The organism is Streptomyces sp. TRD_SC_5, from assembly GCF_056836825.1.
In genome coordinates this window covers 3,938,279-3,955,086 of sequence record NZ_JBWZZS010000001.1, presented here as the reverse complement: position 1 = coordinate 3,955,086, position 16,808 = coordinate 3,938,279, and the positions used below count along the sequence as shown (strand labels likewise).

At 71.0% G+C, this 16,808-nt stretch carries 19 protein-coding genes; 10 read left to right on the top strand and 9 right to left on the bottom strand.

From position 1 onward, the window contains the following. Nucleotides 1–27: 27 nt before the first annotated feature. Nucleotides 28–390: a DsrE family protein gene (locus AC1P0E_RS18425; RefSeq protein ID WP_482743249.1), complete on the top strand. Its 363-nt coding sequence runs from the start codon at nt 28–30 to the stop codon at nt 388–390. Between the two features lie 4 nt (nt 391–394). Here the strand turns inward: AC1P0E_RS18425 and AC1P0E_RS18420 are convergent, their stop codons facing one another. From AC1P0E_RS18420 to AC1P0E_RS18385, 8 genes are all read right to left on the bottom strand, one after another. Next, the gene (locus AC1P0E_RS18420) at nt 395–655 is read right to left on the bottom strand and encodes a DUF3099 domain-containing protein (RefSeq protein ID WP_482743248.1); all 261 of its coding nucleotides are present in this window, start codon (nt 653–655) and stop codon (nt 395–397) included. Nucleotides 656–745: 90 nt separating this feature from the next. Next, nucleotides 746–1,033, bottom strand: coding sequence for a DUF1416 domain-containing protein (locus tag AC1P0E_RS18415; protein WP_482743247.1), 288 nt, complete (start codon nt 1,031–1,033; stop codon nt 746–748). 35 nt (nt 1,034–1,068) lie between these two features. After that, nucleotides 1,069–1,908: a sulfurtransferase gene (locus tag AC1P0E_RS18410; protein ID WP_482743246.1), complete on the bottom strand. Its 840-nt coding sequence runs from the start codon at nt 1,906–1,908 to the stop codon at nt 1,069–1,071. Nucleotides 1,909–2,093: 185 nt separating this feature from the next. Next, a complete protein-coding gene (locus tag AC1P0E_RS18405) occupies nt 2,094–2,177 on the bottom strand; it encodes a putative leader peptide (protein WP_355254274.1) in 84 nt (27 codons plus the stop codon). 164 nt (nt 2,178–2,341) lie between these two features. Then, nucleotides 2,342–3,046: an LmeA family phospholipid-binding protein gene (locus AC1P0E_RS18400; RefSeq protein WP_482743245.1), complete on the bottom strand. Its 705-nt coding sequence runs from the start codon at nt 3,044–3,046 to the stop codon at nt 2,342–2,344. A gap of 90 nt (nt 3,047–3,136) precedes the next feature. Beyond that, on the bottom strand, nt 3,137–4,582 hold the full coding sequence (locus tag AC1P0E_RS18395; protein WP_482743244.1) for a hypothetical protein: 1,446 nt from the start codon (nt 4,580–4,582) through the stop codon (nt 3,137–3,139). A gap of 10 nt (nt 4,583–4,592) precedes the next feature. Beyond that, complete coding sequence (locus tag AC1P0E_RS18390; RefSeq protein ID WP_069928149.1) at nt 4,593–4,847, bottom strand: MoaD/ThiS family protein; 255 nt, start codon at nt 4,845–4,847, stop codon at nt 4,593–4,595. 33 nt (nt 4,848–4,880) lie between these two features. Next, entirely contained in the window at nt 4,881–5,750 is an 870-nt protein-coding gene (locus AC1P0E_RS18385; protein WP_482743243.1) for an alpha/beta hydrolase, read from the bottom strand. 229 nt (nt 5,751–5,979) lie between these two features. On the opposite strand from AC1P0E_RS18385, the gene AC1P0E_RS18380 reads away from it, so the two are divergent. The 5 genes from AC1P0E_RS18380 (at nt 5,980) to AC1P0E_RS18360 (ending at nt 11,156) form a co-directional block, all read left to right on the top strand. Continuing rightward, nucleotides 5,980–6,789, top strand: coding sequence for a winged helix-turn-helix transcriptional regulator (locus AC1P0E_RS18380; protein ID WP_482743242.1), 810 nt, complete (start codon nt 5,980–5,982; stop codon nt 6,787–6,789). Nucleotides 6,790–6,813: 24 nt separating this feature from the next. Continuing rightward, the gene (locus tag AC1P0E_RS18375; protein ID WP_482743241.1) at nt 6,814–7,842 is read left to right on the top strand and encodes a LacI family DNA-binding transcriptional regulator; all 1,029 of its coding nucleotides are present in this window, start codon (nt 6,814–6,816) and stop codon (nt 7,840–7,842) included. 98 nt (nt 7,843–7,940) lie between these two features. Further along, nucleotides 7,941–8,945 (top strand): S1C family serine protease, encoded by a 1,005-nt coding sequence (locus tag AC1P0E_RS18370; protein ID WP_482743240.1) that lies wholly within the window; start codon nt 7,941–7,943, stop codon nt 8,943–8,945. 67 nt (nt 8,946–9,012) lie between these two features. Continuing rightward, a complete protein-coding gene (locus AC1P0E_RS18365; RefSeq protein ID WP_482743239.1) occupies nt 9,013–9,732 on the top strand; it encodes a response regulator transcription factor in 720 nt (239 codons plus the stop codon). Further along, nucleotides 9,729–11,156, top strand: a complete 1,428-nt coding sequence (locus AC1P0E_RS18360) for a sensor histidine kinase (protein ID WP_482743238.1) — start codon at nt 9,729–9,731, stop codon at nt 11,154–11,156. Before AC1P0E_RS18365 ends, AC1P0E_RS18360 begins: the two co-directional genes overlap by 4 nt. 73 nt (nt 11,157–11,229) lie before the next feature. Here the strand turns inward: AC1P0E_RS18360 and AC1P0E_RS18355 are convergent, their stop codons facing one another. Continuing rightward, nucleotides 11,230–13,074 carry a bifunctional metallophosphatase/5'-nucleotidase gene (locus AC1P0E_RS18355; RefSeq protein ID WP_482743237.1) on the bottom strand — a complete coding sequence of 615 codons (1,845 nt, stop codon included), beginning with the start codon at nt 13,072–13,074 and terminating at the stop codon, nt 11,230–11,232. A 323-nt stretch (nt 13,075–13,397) separates the two neighbouring features. Between AC1P0E_RS18355 and mshD the strand changes: the two genes are divergently transcribed. The 4 genes from mshD (at nt 13,398) to AC1P0E_RS18335 (ending at nt 16,656) form a co-directional block, all read left to right on the top strand. Continuing rightward, nucleotides 13,398–14,324, top strand: a complete 927-nt coding sequence (mshD, locus tag AC1P0E_RS18350) for a mycothiol synthase (RefSeq protein WP_482743236.1) — start codon at nt 13,398–13,400, stop codon at nt 14,322–14,324. A 102-nt stretch (nt 14,325–14,426) separates the two neighbouring features. Then, nucleotides 14,427–14,813, top strand: coding sequence for a GntR family transcriptional regulator (locus tag AC1P0E_RS18345; protein ID WP_482745800.1), 387 nt, complete (start codon nt 14,427–14,429; stop codon nt 14,811–14,813). Next, a complete protein-coding gene (locus tag AC1P0E_RS18340) occupies nt 14,810–15,709 on the top strand; it encodes an ABC transporter ATP-binding protein (protein WP_482743235.1) in 900 nt (299 codons plus the stop codon). Before AC1P0E_RS18345 ends, AC1P0E_RS18340 begins: the two co-directional genes overlap by 4 nt. Continuing rightward, nucleotides 15,706–16,656, top strand: coding sequence for an ABC transporter permease (locus AC1P0E_RS18335; protein WP_482743234.1), 951 nt, complete (start codon nt 15,706–15,708; stop codon nt 16,654–16,656). Before AC1P0E_RS18340 ends, AC1P0E_RS18335 begins: the two co-directional genes overlap by 4 nt. Nucleotides 16,657–16,808 lie beyond the last annotated feature (152 nt).

Genomic DNA, 16,808 nt, shown 5'->3' with positions numbered 1-16,808 from the left:
TGTACGGCTTCGGATTACAGTTCGGTCATGGCGAAGAAGCTCGTGATCAAGGTGACCGCCGGGGCCGACGCCCCCGAGCGGTGTTCGCAGGCGTTCACGGTGGCGGCGGTGGCCGTCGCCAGTGGGGTGGAGGTCTCGCTCTGGCTGACCGGCGAGTCCGCGTGGTTCGCGCTGCCGGGGCGCGCGGCGGAGTTCGAGCTGCCGCACGCGGCGCCGCTGCCGGACCTGATCGAGTCGATCACGGCGGCCGGACAGATCACGCTGTGCACGCAGTGCGCGGCGCGCCGCGAGATCACCGAGAAGGACGTGATCGAGGGCGTACGGATCGCGGGCGCCCAGGTCTTCGTCAGCGAGATCATGGCGGACGACGTCCGGTCCCTCGTCTACTGAGCGTTCACTGCCGGCGCTTCTTGCCGTCCAGCTCGTCCCACCAGTCGTCGGACTTCGGATCGCCGGAGGGGTCGTCCCACCAGCGGTCCTCCGGGCCCCGCCGGTTGGCGACCATTGCCGCGACCGGCGGAATGACCATCGCGGCGAAGCACATCCCCACGGCCACCGGCACGGACCACAGCCGCACGAGGGCCCAGGCGGAGACGAAGAGAACGATGCATCCGCCCATCAGCAGGAAGTAGGCGTGCCGCCGCCGCTCGTACATACCTCCACGGTACGACCGAAAGGCCGCACCCGGACCAGGCAGCGTCCAAACCCCTGGGGTGCGGCCCTTCGGCCAGTAGAAAACGCGTCGTCAGACGGCGATCGCGACCTCTGCGAGACCGCCCGTCCGGGCGACGACCGTACGGTCCGCCGTGCCGCCGGGGACCAGCGCGCGCAGGGTCCACGTGCCCTCGGCCGCGTAGAAGCGGAACTGGCCCGTGGCCGAGGTCGGGACCTCGGCGGTGAACTCGCCGGTCGAGTCCAGGAGGCGCACGTAACCGGTGACGGGCTCGCCGTCGCGGGTCACGCTGCCCTGGATGGTGGTCTCACCGGGCTTGATCGTCGAGGCGTCGGGGCCGCCGGCCTTTGCTCCACACATGTTGAATCCGTCCTTCAAGTCGCAGGCGAGAGGGGTTACTTGTTGGCGCCGAGCTCGATCGGCACGCCGACCAGCGAGCCGTACTCGGTCCACGAGCCGTCGTAGTTCTTGACGTTGTCGACACCGAGCAGCTCGTGCAGGACGAACCAGGTCAGGGCCGAGCGCTCACCGATGCGGCAGTACGCGATGGTGTCCTTCGCCAGGTCGACCTGCTCGGCCTCGTACAGGGCCTTGAGCTCTTCGTCGGACTTGAAGGTGCCGTCGTCGTTGGCGTTCTTCGACCACGGGATGTTGCGGGCGGACGGGACGTGGCCCGGACGCTGCGACTGCTCCTGCGGGAGGTGGGCCGGGGCGAGCAGCTTGCCGCTGAACTCGTCGGGGGAACGCACGTCGACGAGGTTCTGGTTGTTGATCGCGGAGACGACGTCGTCGCGGAAGGCGCGGATCGAGGTGTCCTGCGGCTGGGCCTTGTACTGCGTGGCCGGGCGCTTCGGGACCTCGGCGACCAGGTCGCGGGAGTCGAGCTCCCACTTCTTGCGGCCACCGTCCAGCAGGCGGACGTCGCTGTGGCCGTAGAGCTTGAAGTACCAGAAGGCGTACGAGGCGAACCAGTTGTTGTTGCCGCCGTAGAGGACGACCGTCGTGTCGTTCGCGATGCCCTTGTCGGACAGGAGCTTCTCGAAGCCGGCCTGGTCGATGAAGTCGCGGCGGACCGGGTCCTGGAGGTCCTGGGTCCAGTCGATGCGGATCGCGTTGCGGATGTGGTTCTTCTCGTACGCCGAGGTGTCTTCGTCGACCTCGACGATGGCGACCTTGGGGTCCTCGATGTGGGCCTCGACCCAGTCTGCGTCGACCAGGACGTCGCTGCGGCTCATGCTGTTCTCCTCCGGGGCAGTGTGCGGCGGTTATGCGCGAGGGGCTGTGTGCGGGTACGCCGATACGCGGAACGGGGCGGCGTACGACCGCACGGGGGTGGCCCTGACTTCGACTGCACCAGTTCGGTCGGTCAAAGGGCCGGGGAAGGCGGGTGCCGGACTGTTCCGGTCCGGTCAGAACCCGCTCAGGCAGTACGACAGAGCATGGCGGCGACGCGGCACAGGTCTACTGCCCGCCGCTTCGTGAGGTCCGCCTGTCGCTGCTGCATGGGACCGATCGTAGGGAGGTCACGACCGGCATGTCACCGGCGTGTCGGATGCTGAGACGCGATCGTCCGCGATATGGGACGGGGGTCGGGCGGCGGGTCGCCGTTCCGGGCCCGCGCACGGTCTGCGCCCGCCCGCTTCCTGAGGGGCGGACGCTGCCGTCTCACTATCCGGCGAGGCCCACGTTCGTACCGGTCACGGAGATCTCCAGCCCGTCCTTCGTCGCCTCTGCCTTTTCGAGCTTCAGGCCCTCGGGCAGCCCGCTGATCTGCCGGTCGAAGTCCGTCTTCTCGCGGACCCTTTCCTCGATACCGGGGAGCCCCTCGCCCGGAACCTCGTCGGCCCGCACCCGGATCGTGCTGCCGTCGATCACGCTCACGCTCGACAGCACGCTGCGCGTGATCTTGCGGTCGACGCCGGGGATTTCGACGGAACCGGTGACCTTCACCTTGCCGTCGCCGCCGTACGAGACGGGAAAGCCACTCTCGGAGGCCTTGGACAGGTCCTCGTACGAGATGAGCGCCTTGCCGGTGGCCAGCTCCGCCGTCGCGCCGGCGAAGCTGCTGACGCTGCCGCGCACCCGCACGTCGTGGAGTTCGGCGGTCATCTCACTGATGCGGACCGTGCGGCCTTCCGCGCTCGCCTCGACGCCCTCGACGGTGACGTCGACCTGGTCGAGGTGCTTGGCGGCGACCTGGGTCAGGAAGGGGAAGCCCTTGATCGACACCTCGGTGCCGCCGCTCAGGCCCTGTCGGCTCTGGACGCGCTCGGCGACCTCGGATTCGGCGAAGTTGACCGCGACGCGGTCCACGACGACGAAGATGCCGCCGAGGATCACGGCGACGACCAGCAGTGTTCGCAGTGCACGCATGCTTACAGGTCCCCCACAACTCGTGTGATTCGTCGCACTCGTCCAAGCCCCCTTGACGATCGCGAGCCTACTGCCAGGTAATCACAGGCATCAGGCGATGGCCCGGCCGATCAGGTAGACGGCGGGCGCGGCGACGGTCAGCGGCAGGGCCACTCCGGCCGTCATGTGGACGAACCGGGAGGGGTAGTCGTAGCTGGCCACGCGCAGGCCGATCAGCGCGAACACCCCGGCCGCGAATCCGAGCAGCGCGCCCTCGGCGCCCATGTCGGTCACCCCGCCGGCCGCGATCCCGGCGCCTGCGGCGGCCAGCAGCGCGACGACCACGGAGGCGACACCCGACAGCGGCAGCGCGCGGGCCAGTACGGCGACGGCGACGGCGACACCGGCGACGGTCACGGCTTCGGGGGCCGCCGCGAGGTGGCCGGCGGCAATGACGGCGAGTGCGGCCGAGGTGACGGTGGCCGTCAGGCCGTACATCCGCTCGTCGGCGGGGGCACGGTTGCGCAGCTGGAGCACGAGCGTGAGCAGCACCCAGACGCCGAGCGTGCCGATGATCGCGGCGGGCGCGTGCTCGGCGTCGACCGCGAGCAGCGCGATGTCCGCGGTGACGCCGCCGAGGAACGCGAGCGCGATGCCCTGCCGGGCGGGCCACATGCCGTTGAGCCGGAACCAGCCGGCGGCGGTGACCGCCTGGAGCAGGACGAGCGGCACGAGGAGTGCGTACTGGCCGACGGCCGCGGCTCCGGCGAGCAGCAGCGCGAGCACGGCGGTCAGCGCGGCCGGCTGCATCCCGGGCGCGATGATCGGCGACCGGCCCTCCGCGCGGGCGCGCTGGGCGGCGGTGAGTGGGGTCTCCCCCGCTCGGGCGGAGCCCGGAGCTTGGGGGCGGGCGTTGCCCATGGTCGTGGGCGCGCTGTACGACGCGGAGTCGGTGGCGGCGGGGTGCGGCGCGGGAGCCGCGGCCGCGGCTCCGTGTGCGGGTTCGTACGCCGCCGCTGCGGGCGCGTAGCCCTGCGGGGCCGGCTCGTACGCACCCGACGACGGAGACCCCTGAGCCGGTGAGTGCTGGTAGGCCCCCGGGGCCGGCTCGTAGCCGGACTGTGCCGGCTGGGGCTGGTACGCCCCCGAGGCGGGGTCGTACGCCCCCCGTGGCGGCGCCGGGGCGTGGCCGGGCTCGAAGGCACCCGGTGCGGCTGCGGAGGAGGCGGCCGACGGCGGCTCGTACGCCGTCGTCGCCTGGGGCTCGTACGCCGTCGGAGCGGCCGGGTACTCGGCGTACGGCGCCGGGGCCTCCGGCGGCAGCGCGTACCCGCCGCTGACCGGCGGCATGTACGCCGTGTCGTCGGCGGCGCCCGGGGCGGCCGCGTCCTGCGGCCGGTACGGCTGCTGCACCGGCTGGAACTGGGTGTCCCAGGTCTGCCCCTCCCACGTCTGGGTGAAGGCGGGCTCCTGCGCGGCCGGCGGCTGCTGACCCTCGTGCGGGTCCGGTCGTCCGTCCTGTCCGTCGTACGACGGGTAGGGCTGCTGGTTGCTCATGGTGTGGGGGTCATCCTCCTGCGAACGGCGGGAGCACCTCGACCGTGCCGCCCTCGGCCAGCCGTACGGTCTCATGACCACGGGTCCCGACGGGGTCGCCGTCGATGAGGAACGAACACCGCTGGAGTACGCGCGTCAGCTCCCCGGGGTGGCGCTCGCGCACCGCGTCGAGCGCCTCGGCGAGCGTCCCGGCCGTGTACGGCTCCTCTGCGGTGCCGGCGGCGGCTTTGGCCGCCGCCCAGAAGCGGATGGTGCCCACTGCCATAGCGGCGCTCCTTTCGTCGGCTTCCATGATGAGCTATGCCGCTGTCAGCCAGGCGCCGATGCGGGTGAGGAGTGTCTCCTCGGCGGCGTTCTCGGCGTGGCCCATGCCGGGCACGATCCACAGTTCGCTCCCGTCGGCCGCCGCCGCGAGCGACCGCGGGTGGTCCAGCGGGAAGTACGGGTCGCGGTCGCCGTGCACGACCAGCAGCGGCGTCGCGCCGAGCCTGGCCGCCGCCTCGACCGGCGAGAGCGGCACCGGGTCCCAGTCCCGGTCGTGGATCCGGGTCCGCAGCCCGAAGCGCCCGACGAGCCGCCCGGCGGGCCGGGTGACGACCCAGTGCAGCCGCCGCATCGGCGCCGTACCCCGGTAGTACCAGCGGGCGGGGGCACTGACGGCCACCACCGCGTCGGCGCGCGCTTGCACTCGCTCCGCCGGGTGCGCTTCCGTGCGCCCCCTGTGCGGGCGCTCGCTTCCGTCCACGTACAGCGCGGCGTGTCTGACGACCACCGAGCCGCCCATCGAGAAGCCGACCGTGACCACCCGTTCGTGCCCCAGCGAGCGTGCCCAGCGGACCGCCGCCGCCAGGTCGAGGACCTCGCGGTCGCCGACCGTGGAGCGGCCGCCCGAGCCGCCGTGTCCGCGGAAGGAGAAGGTGATGACGGCGCCGTACCGCCTGAAAACCCGCGCCGCCCGCCGGACCGCCGGCCGGTCCACCGAGCCCGTGAAACCGTGCGCGACGACGATCGCGAGGTCGTCGTTCGCGCTGTCCCCGCCGCCCTGCGACGGCTCGTACAGCGCCTCGATCCGCACCCCGTCGTCCGCCGGCAAAACCGTGCGCCGGGAGCCGTGCGTGATCGAGGGAACACGCATTTCGCGGTTTTCACCCTCCGGTCCGGAACTCATGTGAGCTATTCTGCTGGGCATAGGACCTGGGCAACGTTGCCCCCGGGTCCTTTTGTGTTTTCTGACCGTTGTTACGGACAGATGACGCGGCGCGGTCCCAGGGCGCGGGACCGAATCGCGGAAGCAGTACGAAGCAGTGCCGCATACGTCCTCGCAGGGACCGAGGAGGAACCGACGTAATGGGCAAGCGAAACGTGCACGACCGGACGACCCGGGCAGGTGGCCGACGATGAGTTCTCTGCTGCTCCTGACCAATGCCCTTCAGCCGTCGACGGAGGTGCTCCCCGCCCTCGGCCTGCTTCTGCACAGTGTGCGGGTGGCCCCCGCCGAGGGCCCGGCACTCGTCGACACCCCAGGTGCCGACGTCATCCTGATCGACGGCCGCCGTGACCTTCCGCAGGTCAGGTCGCTGTGCCAGCTGCTGCGGTCCACCGGACCCGGCTGTCCGCTGATCCTCGTCGTCACGGAGGGCGGTCTCGCGGCCGTCACCGCCGACTGGGGCATCGACGACGTACTGCTCGACACGGCAGGCCCGGCAGAGGTCGAGGCGCGGCTGCGTCTCGCGACCGGCCGCCAGCAGATCACCTCGGACGACAGCCCGATGGAGATCCGCAACGGTGACCTGTCGGTCGACGAGGCGACGTACAGCGCGAAGCTCAAGGGGCGGGTACTGGACCTGACCTTCAAGGAGTTCGAGCTGCTGAAGTACCTGGCGCAGCACCCCGGCCGGGTCTTCACGCGCGCGCAGCTCCTCCAGGAGGTGTGGGGCTACGACTACTTCGGCGGTACGCGGACGGTCGATGTGCACGTACGGCGGCTGCGCGCGAAGCTCGGCCCCGAGCACGAGTCGCTGATCGGGACCGTACGCAATGTGGGCTACCGCTTCGTGACTCCCGAGAAGGTCGAGCGGGCGGCGGCCGAGGAGGCCAGGGTCAAGGCGGCGCAAAAAGCGGCGCCTGTGGCCGTCACCCGTATGGCGGGCACTGCCCAGGAGGCGGCACCGCGGGGGGAAGAGGCAGTACGGCCTGCCCAGCGGTAGGTCACCACGCGTAGACTGCCGCGCGTGGCCAAGGTGACGCGGGACGATGTGGCGCGACTGGCGGGGACTTCGACCGCGGTCGTCAGTTACGTCATCAACAACGGACCCCGGCCGGTCGCCCCGGCCACGCGCGAGCGTGTCCTCGCCGCGATCAAGGAGCTCGGCTACCGGCCGGACCGGGTCGCGCAGGCCATGGCGTCCCGCCGTACCGACCTCATAGGCATGATCGTGCCCGACGCGCGGCAGCCCTTCTTCGCCGAGATGGCGCACGCGGTCGAACAGGCCGCCGCCGACCGCGGAAAGATGGTCCTCGTCGGGAACTCCGACTACCGCGACGAGCGCGAGGTCCACTATCTGCGGGCCTTCCTCGGCATGCGTGTCTCCGGTCTGATCCTGGTCAGCCAGGGCCCGAGCGAGTGGGCCGCCGCCGAGATCGAGGCGTGGGACGCGCGGGTGGTGCTGCTGCACGAGCGGCCCGAGACGATCGACGACGTGGCGGTCGTCACGGACAACATCGGCGGCGCGCAGCTCGCGACCCGCCACCTCCTGGAGCACGGTCATCCGTACGTCGCCTGCCTGGGCGGCATGGAGTCGACACCGCTGGTCGGCGACCCGGTGGCCGACCACGTGGTGGGCTGGCGCCGGGCGATGCAGGAGGCGGGGCGGCCCACCGAGGGCCGGCTCTTCCACGCTCCGTACAACCGTTACGACGCCTACAAGGTCGGCCTGGACCTGCTGGCGGGTCCCGACCGGCCGCCCGCGATCTTCTGCTCCACGGACGACCAGGCGATCGGCATGCTGCGGGCCGCGCGTGAGCTGCGGATCGACGTACCGGGTGAGCTGGCGGTGGCGGCGTTCGACGACGTGAAGGAAGCGGCGCTGACCGATCCGCCGCTGACGACGGTGTACTCCGACCGGCCGGCGATGGCGCGGGCGGCCGTGGACCTGGTGCTGGACGACTCTCTGCGGGTGGCCGGGTCGCGGCGCGAGCGGCTGAAGCAGTTCCCCTCGGCGCTGGTGGTACGGCGCTCCTGCGGCTGCCCGGCGACGTAACTCTCGACACAACTCTTTATATGGGGCATACACGGTTCTGTCGGGCTTCTCAGCGGCTCCTCAGACGGTTCTCATAACCGCTGGCCAAGCTCTGAGACATGACCGAGAGCCCCCGCCGCAGCGGCGAGTACCCCGAGCCCGAGCAGCAGCCCTCCTCCTTCTCGTACGGCGGCGCGTACCCACCGCCGCCGGCGTACGCGCCTCCGGTGGCCGCACCCGCGCACCACCGGCGGGCCCGGCGGCCGGTCGCGCTCATCGCCGCGGTCGCCATCGTCGCCGCCGCGATCGGTGGCGGTACGGCGGCCTTCGCCGGGCGCCTCACCGGCACGGAGGCCGCGACCGGCACGAACGGCGTCAGCGGCACGAACGTCTCGCAGAGCAGCAAGGGCACCGTCTCCGGGGTCGCGCAGGCCGTGAGCCCCAGCATCGTCGAGATCAGCGCCACGTCCGCCTCGGGCGACTCCACCGGTTCCGGCGTGATCATCACCGCCGACGGCGAGATCATCACGAACAACCACGTCGTTTCCGGGGCCTCCTCCGTCAAGGTCAAGCTGAACGACGGCAAGACGTACACGGCCGATGTCGTCGGCACCGCCCCCGAGAAGGACCTCGCCCTCATCGAGCTCCGGGGCGCGAGCGGCCTGAAGGCAGCCACGCTCGGGGACTCCGACGACGTCAAGGTCGGCGACGAGGTGGTGGCGATCGGCTCGCCCGAGGGGCTCACCGGGACCGTGACCAGCGGCATCGTCTCGGCGCTCGACCGGGACGTGACCGTGTCGAAGGACGAGAATCCGGGCGGTCAGGAGCAGCCGGGGGGCGGGAGCCAGTGGCCGTTCGAGTTCGGCGGGCAGCAGTTCAACGGCGACACCGGCTCGTCGAAGACGACGTACAAGGCGATCCAGACCGACGCCTCCCTCAACCCCGGCAACTCCGGCGGCGCCCTCATCAACATGAACGGCGAGATCATCGGCATCAACTCCGCGATGTACGCCCCGAGCGGAGCGAGCGGTTCCGCGGCGGGCAGTGTCGGTCTCGGCTTCGCCATCCCCGTCGACACGGTCAAGGCCGACCTGGAGCAGCTGCGCGCCGGGGGCGAGAGCTGACATCCGTACCGTGCGAGGCTGAAAGCGACGTACGCCACCACGCAGTGACCGAGCCCGAGGAAGCCCGATGAACACCCCCGCCGAGCGCATCCTGATCGTCGACGACGAGCCCGCCGTGCGCGAGGCCCTGCAGCGCAGTCTCGCCTTCGAGGGGTACGGGACGGAGGTCGCCGTCGACGGCATCGACGCGCTCGCGAAGGCCGCGTCGTACGACCCCGACCTGATCGTCCTCGACATCCAGATGCCGCGCATGGACGGCCTGACGGCGGCCCGCCGCATCCGTTCGTCCGGCGACACCCTCCCCATCCTGATGCTCACCGCCCGCGACACGGTCGGCGACCGCGTGACCGGGCTCGACGCGGGCGCCGACGACTACCTGGTGAAACCGTTCGAGCTGGACGAGCTGTTCGCCCGCATCAGGGCGCTGCTGCGACGCAGTTCGTACGCCGCCGGGGGCGCGGTCGGCGAGGAGGCGCCGGGGCACGTCCTGTCCTTCGCCGACCTGCGGATGGATCTGGCGACGCGCGAGGTGATGCGGGGCGAGCGGCCGGTGGAGCTGACCCGCACCGAGTTCACACTCCTTGAGATGTTCCTCGCGCACCCGCGCCAGGTGCTGACGCGCGAGCAGATCCTCAAGGCCGTGTGGGGCTTCGACTTCGAGCCGAGCTCGAACTCCCTCGACGTGTACGTCATGTACCTGCGCCGCAAGACGGAGGCGGCCGGCGAGCCGCGCCTGGTGCACACGGTGCGGGGTGTGGGGTACGCGCTGCGGGGCGGTGAGGCGTGAGCGGTGCGCTGCGCAGATTCCGCGCGCTGCCGCTGCGGTCCCGGCTCGCGCTGCTGACGGCGACGGCGGTGGCGATCGCGGTGGCGGCGGTGGCGGCGGCGTGCTGGTTCGTGACGCGGGCGCAGCTGGAGGCGCAGCTGGACGACTCGCTGCGCAGCGTCGAGGTCAGCGAGGCCTACGTACAGAACCTGCGCCTGGCCTGCGCGGGCCGTAACGCAGCGGTGACGGCCCCGGAGTTGTACACCGTGCAGCTCGTCACGGCCTCCGGCGAGCCCTGCACCTCCCCCGGCGTCTCGCCGATCCCGGCGCAGGCCGCCGACATCGCCGTGGCGTCCGGTGAGCAGGAAGACGCGCTGCACACCACGGAGGCGGCCGACGGTGAGGAGATGCGGGTCTACACCTATCCGCCCAGGGAGGCTCGGCAGAATCTGCTCCCCGGTCCACCGTTCGCGGTCTCCGTGGCTCGCTCGATGAGCGAGGTCGACGATCCGCTGAGCTCCCTCGCCTGGGTGCTGCTCGTGCTCTCCGGCATCGGCGTACTGGGCGCCGGCGCCACCGGGCTGTGGGTCGCCCGCGCCGGCTTGCGTCCCGTCGACAAACTCACCGACACCGTCGAACACGTGGCGCGCACAGAGGACCTGACCGTACGCATCCCGGTCGAGGGCGAGGACGAGATCGCCCGCCTCTCGCGCTCCTTCAACGCGATGACGACTGCCCTCGCTTCCTCTCGCGACCGCCAGGCGCAGCTGATCGCCGACGCGGGCCACGAGCTGCGCACGCCGCTCACTTCCCTGCGTACGAACGTGGAACTGCTCGCCCGCAGCGACGAGACCGGCCGCGCGATTCCCCCGGCCGACCGGGCCGCGCTCATGGCGTCTGTCAAGGCACAGATGACCGAACTGGCGTCGCTGATCGGCGACTTGCAGGAGCTGGCGCGCCCCGACACGGCTGATCAGGGCAGCCCGCTCCGAGTCGTAGCACTGCACGAGATCGCCGCCACCGCCCTGGAACGCGCCCGCCTGCGCGGCCCGGAGCTGACGATCAACGCGGGCCTCCGGCCCTGGTACGTACGGGCCGAACCGGCGGCGCTGGAGCGGGCGCTGGTCAACGTCCTGGACAACGCGGTGAAGTTCAGCCCGCCGGGCGGCACGGTCGACGTGACCCTGACGAACGGGACACTGACGGTACGCGACCACGGCCCCGGCATCCCGGACGCCGAACTCCCCCACGTCTTCGAGCGCTTCTGGCGCTCCCCGTCCGCCCGCGCCCTGCCGGGCTCGGGCCTCGGCCTGTCCATCGTGGCCCGCACCGTCCAGCAGGCAGGCGGCACGGTCACCCTGCGCCGCCCGACCGACACCGCCGCCGGCACGGAAGCCCTGATCCACCTCCCGGGCGCACCGACGCCACCTCCCGAGACGGCCTGACGCGCGGCCCACGGACAGCAGAGCGGGGCGGCACCCGGTTCGGGTGCCGCCCCGCTGTATTGCTTGCCGCGTACTACTTGACGACCGTGATGCGGTCGGCCACCGGGGGTGTGATCGGGGTGGCCGCGCTGGAGTTCTTCGCCAGGTAGGCGTTGAAGATGTCCAGGTCGGAGGCGCCGACCAGCTTGTTCTTGTGCTCCTTGAAGACGGGGAAGCCGTCGCCGCCGCCCGCGAGGAACTCGTTCATGGCGACGCGGTACGTCTTCGCCGGGTCGAGCGCGGCGCCGTTCAGCTTCACCGAGGCGACGTCGATACGGGCCGCGCCCGCCTTCGTCATGTCCAGGGTGTACGTGAAGCCCTTCGACACCTGGAGAATCTTCGGCGAGGCCTCGTTGCCGCCGCTGACCTGCTGCTGGAGCGCGGTGATCAGCTGGGCGCCGGTCAGGTCGACGACGTTCATCATGTTGGTGAACGGCTGGACGGTGAACGCCTCGCCGTAGGTCACAACGCCGTCGCCCTCACTGCCGCTCGCCTTGAAGACGAGGTCGGAGCGGATGCCGCCGGGGTTCATGAAGGCGATCTGCGCGCCGCCCTTGTCGGCCGGGGCGAGCCCCTCCAGCTGCGCGTCCGCGATCAGGTCGCCGAGCGGCTTCTCGGGGGCCGTCGAGCCGCGCCCGTTGATGTCGGCGGAGATGAAGCCCTGCGGCTTGCCCGCGATGGGGGCGGCCAGCGCGTTCCAGCGGCCGATGAGCGAGGTCATGTCCGGGGCCCAGATCTTGGCCTGTTCCTGGTCGCGGACGACGATGTGGTTCGCGCTCTTGACGCCCGTACGCACGATGTCCTTGGTGCGGCGGTCGTAGGTGAGCGTGGTGTCCGTGTAGAGCTTGCCGTACGAGGACGCCGACGTGACCATGCGCGGCTTGCCCGCCGGGTCGGGGACCGTGCACACGTACGCCTGGTGCGTGTGGCCGGTGACCAGTGCGTCGACCTTCGGCGTGATGCCCTTCGCTATGTCGACGATCGGACCGGAGATGCCGTCGCCGGCGCCCGGGGAGTCACAGTCGTAGTTGTACGAGGAGGAGGCGGGCGAGCCGCCCTCATGGATCAGCGCGACGATCGACTTGACGCCCCGGCGGTCGAGTTCCTTGGCGTACTTGTTGACCGTCTCGATCTCGTCGTGGAACTTCAGGCCCTTGATGCCGTTGGCGCTGACGATGTTCGGAGTGCCTTCGAGGGTCACCCCGATGAAGCCGATCTTGACGCCGTTCTTCTTCCACACCGTGTACGGCTTGAGGACCGGCTTGCCGGTCTTCTCGTTCGTGACGTTCGCGGCGAGGTACGGGAAGTCCGCGCCCTCGAACTCCTTGCCCTTCTCGAAGCAGCCCTCGACCGGGTGGCAGCCGCCGTTCTGCATGCGGGCCAGCTCGGTGGCGCCCTCGTCGAACTCGTGGTTGCCGACGGCCGATACGTCGAGGTCGAGCTTGTTCAGCGCCTCGATCGTCGGCTCGTCGTGGAAGAGCCCGGACATGAGCGGGCTCGCACCGATCATGTCGCCGCCGGCGGCGGTGACGGAGTACCGCTCGCCCTTGCGCGCCTTGCGCAGGGAGGTCGCCAGGTGCTCGACGCCACCGGCCGGGATCACCTTGGCCGTCCCGTCGGGCTGCGTCTCGGTGACCGTGCCGGCCGAGCCCGCCGGGGGCTCCAGGTTCCCGTGCAGGTCGTTGAAGGACAGCAGCTGTACGTCCACGGTCCGCGAGGGCTTCGACGTGTGCTGCCGAGCGCTTGCCCCGGCGCCTTCCTCCGCCCCGGATGCCGGCATCGCGGCGACGAGGGCACCGAGGGTGGCGAGTCCGGCGGCGGAGGCGAGTATGCGCCGGGTCGCACGGTGGCTGCGAGTGGTACGAGGGTTCGCTGACATCTGTCCCCTTGTGAGTTCAGCGTGACGGACGAACCGCAGCCTAAAGTCAACGCGCGTAGCGCAACAGGGGGTGACGGGTTACAAGCTGGTTGCCTTCGGCGGTACGTGGTCTGTTGGACGGCCGTCACTCCGACGGCGGACGCGGGCCGTAACTGAACGCGACGAACGGGCGGGGCACCCATCCCGCCGCGCGACTCCGTGCGCATCTGAACGCCATCTCCAAGTGTTCGGCTTCTACGGGCCGGTCGTCGACGACCTGCTCCATGACGAAGAGCGGAACCGGCTCACCCCTGCCGCAGCACCGCCGCCGTACGCTCGTACTCATGACGACTGACCCCACGACCCCCGCCTTCCTCCGGAAGATCCAGACCCTCGACGCGCTCGACGAGGCGCAGGCCGAGGAGGTCCTGGCGCTGCTCGACGAGGCCGCCCACGCGGACGGCATGCAGGCCGTCTCCGAGCAGGGCCGGCTCCAGTTGCGCGGCGGGCACCGGGAAGGGATCCGGCACTTCCTGCTGTACGTCGGCGAAGGGCCCCTCCTCGGTTACGCGCAGCTGGAGGACACCGATCCCGTCGAGGCGCCGGCCGCCGAGCTGGTCGTACACCCCTCGCACCGTGGTCACGGGCACGGCCGCACCCTCGGCACGACCGTGATGGACGCGTCGGGCAAGCGGCTGCGGGTCTGGGCGCACGGCGGGAAGTCGGCGGCGCGGCACCTCGCGCAGGTGCTCGGGCTCACGCTCTTTCGCGAACTGCGGCAGATGCGGCGTCCGTTGACCCCGCTGGACATCCCGGAACCGGTGTACCCGGCGGGCGTGAGCGTGCGCACCTTCGTGCCGGGGCAGGACGACGCCGCCTGGCTGGCCGTGAACGCGGCCGCGTTCGCGCACCACCCCGAGCAGGGCGGCATGACGCAGCGCGACCTGGACGACCGCAAGGCCGAGCCGTGGTTCGATCCCAAGGGCTTCTTCCTGGCGGAGCGCGACGGCGAGCTCGTCGGCTTCCACTGGACGAAGGTGCACGCCGAGGAGCAGCTCGGCGAGGTGTACGTCGTCGGCATCCGCCCCGACGCGCAGGGCGGCGGCCTCGGCAAGGCCCTGACCGCGACGGGCCTGCGGTACCTGGCGGCGCAGGGCGCGCCGACGGCGATGCTCTACGTCGACGCGGACAACACGGCGGCGGTGACGGTGTACGAGCGGCTCGGCTTCAGCACGCACGAGACGGATCTGATGTACCGCACGGAGTCGTAACCGGTCGTCAGCAACAGGGTGGGGGGCGGGGTCTGTTGACACCGCCCCCTTTCTTGCACCACCCTTCCACTACTTAATTAGTGAAAGGGGGTGCAAGCCCACGTGGTCGAGTTCCGCATCGACCGGCGCACCGGCGTCGCCACCTACCTCCAGATCGTGCAGCAGACCAAACACGCCCTCCGCCTGGGCCTGCTGGAGCCCGGCGACAAACTCCCGACGGCCCGAGAGGTCGTCGAGGCGACGGCGATCAACCCGAACACCGTGCTCAAGGCGTACCGCGAGCTGGAACGCGAGGGCCTGGTCGAGGCCCGGCGCGGGCTCGGCACGTTCGTCACCCGCTCCCTCGGGGGAGGGCAGGCCACCGCGGACACTTCGCTGCGCGCCGAGCTCACCGAGTGGGCCTCGCGGGCCCGCGAGGCCGGCCTGGAAAGGGACGACATGGCCGCGCTCTTCACTTCCGTACTGGACACCATGGGGGACGACGCATGACACCGGCGATCGAGGCGACCGGCCTCGGCAAGACCTACGGCAGACGGCGCGGCGACAGCTGGGCCCTGCGCGAGTGTTCCTTCCGCGTGCCCATGGGCCGTATCTGCGCACTCGCCGGACCGAACGGCGCCGGCAAGTCGACGCTCCTGGCCACCGCGGCCGGCCTCCTGCGCCCCACCGAGGGCACGGTACGCATCTTCGGCGTCTCCCCGGCCGAGGCCCGCTCCCGGGTCGCTTACGTCGCCCAGGACAAGCCACTGCTGCCGCAGTTGAGCGTCCGGGACACCCTGCGCATGGGCCGCGAACTCAACCCCGCCCGCTGGGACGCGGCGGCGGCCGACCGGATCGTACAGGAGGGAAATCTGGCCCCGCACGCCCGCGTCCGCAGCCTCTCCGGTGGCCAGCGCACCCGCCTCGCGCTCGCCCTCGCCTTCGGCAAGCGGCCGGAGCTGATGCTGCTGGACGAGCCGATGGCCGACCTGGACCCGCTGGCCCGCCACCAGCTGATGGGCGCGCTCATGGCGGAGTCCGCCGAGCGCGGCACGACCATCGTGATGTCCTCGCACGTACTCGCCGAACTGGAGGGTTCCTGCGACTACTTGCTGCTCGTCGACGGCGGCCGGGTCCGGCTGGGCGGCGAGACGGAGGACATCCTCGCGGCGCACACCCTGCTCACCGGCCCGGTACGGGACCTGGCCCCCCACACGGTCGTCGAGTCCCGTACGACCGGCCGTCAGCTCACGGCGCTCGTCCGCCGCGAGGGCCCGGTCCGCGACGACTGGCAGACCATGGAACCGTCCCTGGAGGAACTGTTGCTCGCCCACCTCCGCTCCCCCGGAGCGCCCGCCCTGCTCACCCCCAGCGCCGCAGCGGCGGGGGCGGTGGCGGGCGAATGAGCGCGATCACACTCCGCGGCCCGGCCTGGGTCACGGTCCGACAGCACCGCCGCCCGCTGTGGGTGACCCTGGCCCTGCTCGTGGCGTCCGCCGGGACCGTCGTCGCACTGCGCGTCTGGATGGCGTCCGCGCAGGCCAAGTGCCCGGACGGCGACATCACACGCTGCAGCGACGACATCTCCCAGTACAGCAGCGTCCAGAGCACCAGCATGTGGGTCATGGAGAACGGCGCAGTGGGCATGCTGCTGATCCCGCTGCTCGTCGGGGCGTTCGTGGCGGGGCCGATGGTCGCACGCAAGCTGGAGAGCGGCACGTACAAGATGCTGTGGACCCAGTCGGTGACGCCCGCCCGCTGGCTCACGGCGAAGCTCACGGTGACCGCGCTCGCGGTACTCGCCGGCGTGACCCTGCTGGCCGGGGTCTACCGCTGGGGCTGGATGTACGTGGGGAAGGACGTGTACGGCCACAGCTGGTACGAACCGCACTTTTATACCGCGATCGGCCCGGTCTCCGTCGCGTACGCCCTGCTCGCCGTGGCCGTCGGCGCGCTTGTCGGGCTGCTGGTGCGCCGCACCGTGCCCGCCATGGCCGTCACCGCGCTCGTCACCGGCGCCGTCATGGTGGCGCTGGCCAACGCGCGGAGCGGGCTCTGGACCACCACGACGATCAGCGGTCCCACCAGGCTCACGCTGGACACGCCCGAAGGCGCCTTTCCCGTCGCGGACTGGATGACCAACGCCGACGGGGAGCGCGTCTCCGGCGAGCAGTGCTGGAGCAGCAACGACGTCCAGCAGTGCTACGCCGACCACGGCATCACCAGCTTCCGCGAGTACCACCCCGCGTCGAACTTCTGGCCGCTGCAGCTCGTGGAGACCGGCATCGTGCTGTCCCTGGCGGTCCTGCTGACGGCCGCCGCGTTCTACGTACTGCGCCGCCGGAGCACCTGACCGGGGGGAGCGAACGGCCGCCGGGACACATCCCGGCGGCCCCGGCGGCCCCGGCCCCGCATCCTGCACGTCATGTCTCCGTTACCGCGTATTCAGACACGCTTGCGACCCTCTCGGAATGCAGCCCGCTGTGCCACCCTCCCCGAACGGGA

What these genes read in the sequence shown, in the direction of transcription:
- AC1P0E_RS18385 (WP_482743243.1), bottom strand. Translation starts at nt 5,750, where the DNA reads ATGAGTTCCGGACCGGAGGGTGAAAACCGCGAAATGCGTGTTCCCTCG.
- AC1P0E_RS18405 (WP_355254274.1), bottom strand. Translation starts at nt 2,177, where the DNA reads ATGCAGCAGCGACAGGCGGACCTCACGAAGCGGCGGGCAGTAGACCTG.
- AC1P0E_RS18415 (WP_482743247.1), bottom strand. Translation starts at nt 1,033, where the DNA reads ATGTGTGGAGCAAAGGCCGGCGGCCCCGACGCCTCGACGATCAAGCCC.
- AC1P0E_RS18410 (WP_482743246.1), bottom strand. Translation starts at nt 1,908, where the DNA reads ATGAGCCGCAGCGACGTCCTGGTCGACGCAGACTGGGTCGAGGCCCAC.
- mshD (WP_482743236.1), top strand. Translation starts at nt 13,398, where the DNA reads ATGACGACTGACCCCACGACCCCCGCCTTCCTCCGGAAGATCCAGACC.
- AC1P0E_RS18340 (WP_482743235.1), top strand. Translation starts at nt 14,810, where the DNA reads ATGACACCGGCGATCGAGGCGACCGGCCTCGGCAAGACCTACGGCAGA.
- AC1P0E_RS18395 (WP_482743244.1), bottom strand. Translation starts at nt 4,582, where the DNA reads ATGAGCAACCAGCAGCCCTACCCGTCGTACGACGGACAGGACGGACGA.
- AC1P0E_RS18390 (WP_069928149.1), bottom strand. Translation starts at nt 4,847, where the DNA reads ATGGCAGTGGGCACCATCCGCTTCTGGGCGGCGGCCAAAGCCGCCGCC.
- AC1P0E_RS18400 (WP_482743245.1), bottom strand. Translation starts at nt 3,046, where the DNA reads ATGCGTGCACTGCGAACACTGCTGGTCGTCGCCGTGATCCTCGGCGGC.
- AC1P0E_RS18335 (WP_482743234.1), top strand. Translation starts at nt 15,706, where the DNA reads ATGAGCGCGATCACACTCCGCGGCCCGGCCTGGGTCACGGTCCGACAG.
- AC1P0E_RS18365 (WP_482743239.1), top strand. Translation starts at nt 9,013, where the DNA reads ATGAACACCCCCGCCGAGCGCATCCTGATCGTCGACGACGAGCCCGCC.
- AC1P0E_RS18425 (WP_482743249.1), top strand. Translation starts at nt 28, where the DNA reads ATGGCGAAGAAGCTCGTGATCAAGGTGACCGCCGGGGCCGACGCCCCC.
- AC1P0E_RS18420 (WP_482743248.1), bottom strand. Translation starts at nt 655, where the DNA reads ATGTACGAGCGGCGGCGGCACGCCTACTTCCTGCTGATGGGCGGATGC.
- AC1P0E_RS18380 (WP_482743242.1), top strand. Translation starts at nt 5,980, where the DNA reads ATGAGTTCTCTGCTGCTCCTGACCAATGCCCTTCAGCCGTCGACGGAG.
- AC1P0E_RS18355 (WP_482743237.1), bottom strand. Translation starts at nt 13,074, where the DNA reads ATGTCAGCGAACCCTCGTACCACTCGCAGCCACCGTGCGACCCGGCGC.
- AC1P0E_RS18370 (WP_482743240.1), top strand. Translation starts at nt 7,941, where the DNA reads ATGACCGAGAGCCCCCGCCGCAGCGGCGAGTACCCCGAGCCCGAGCAG.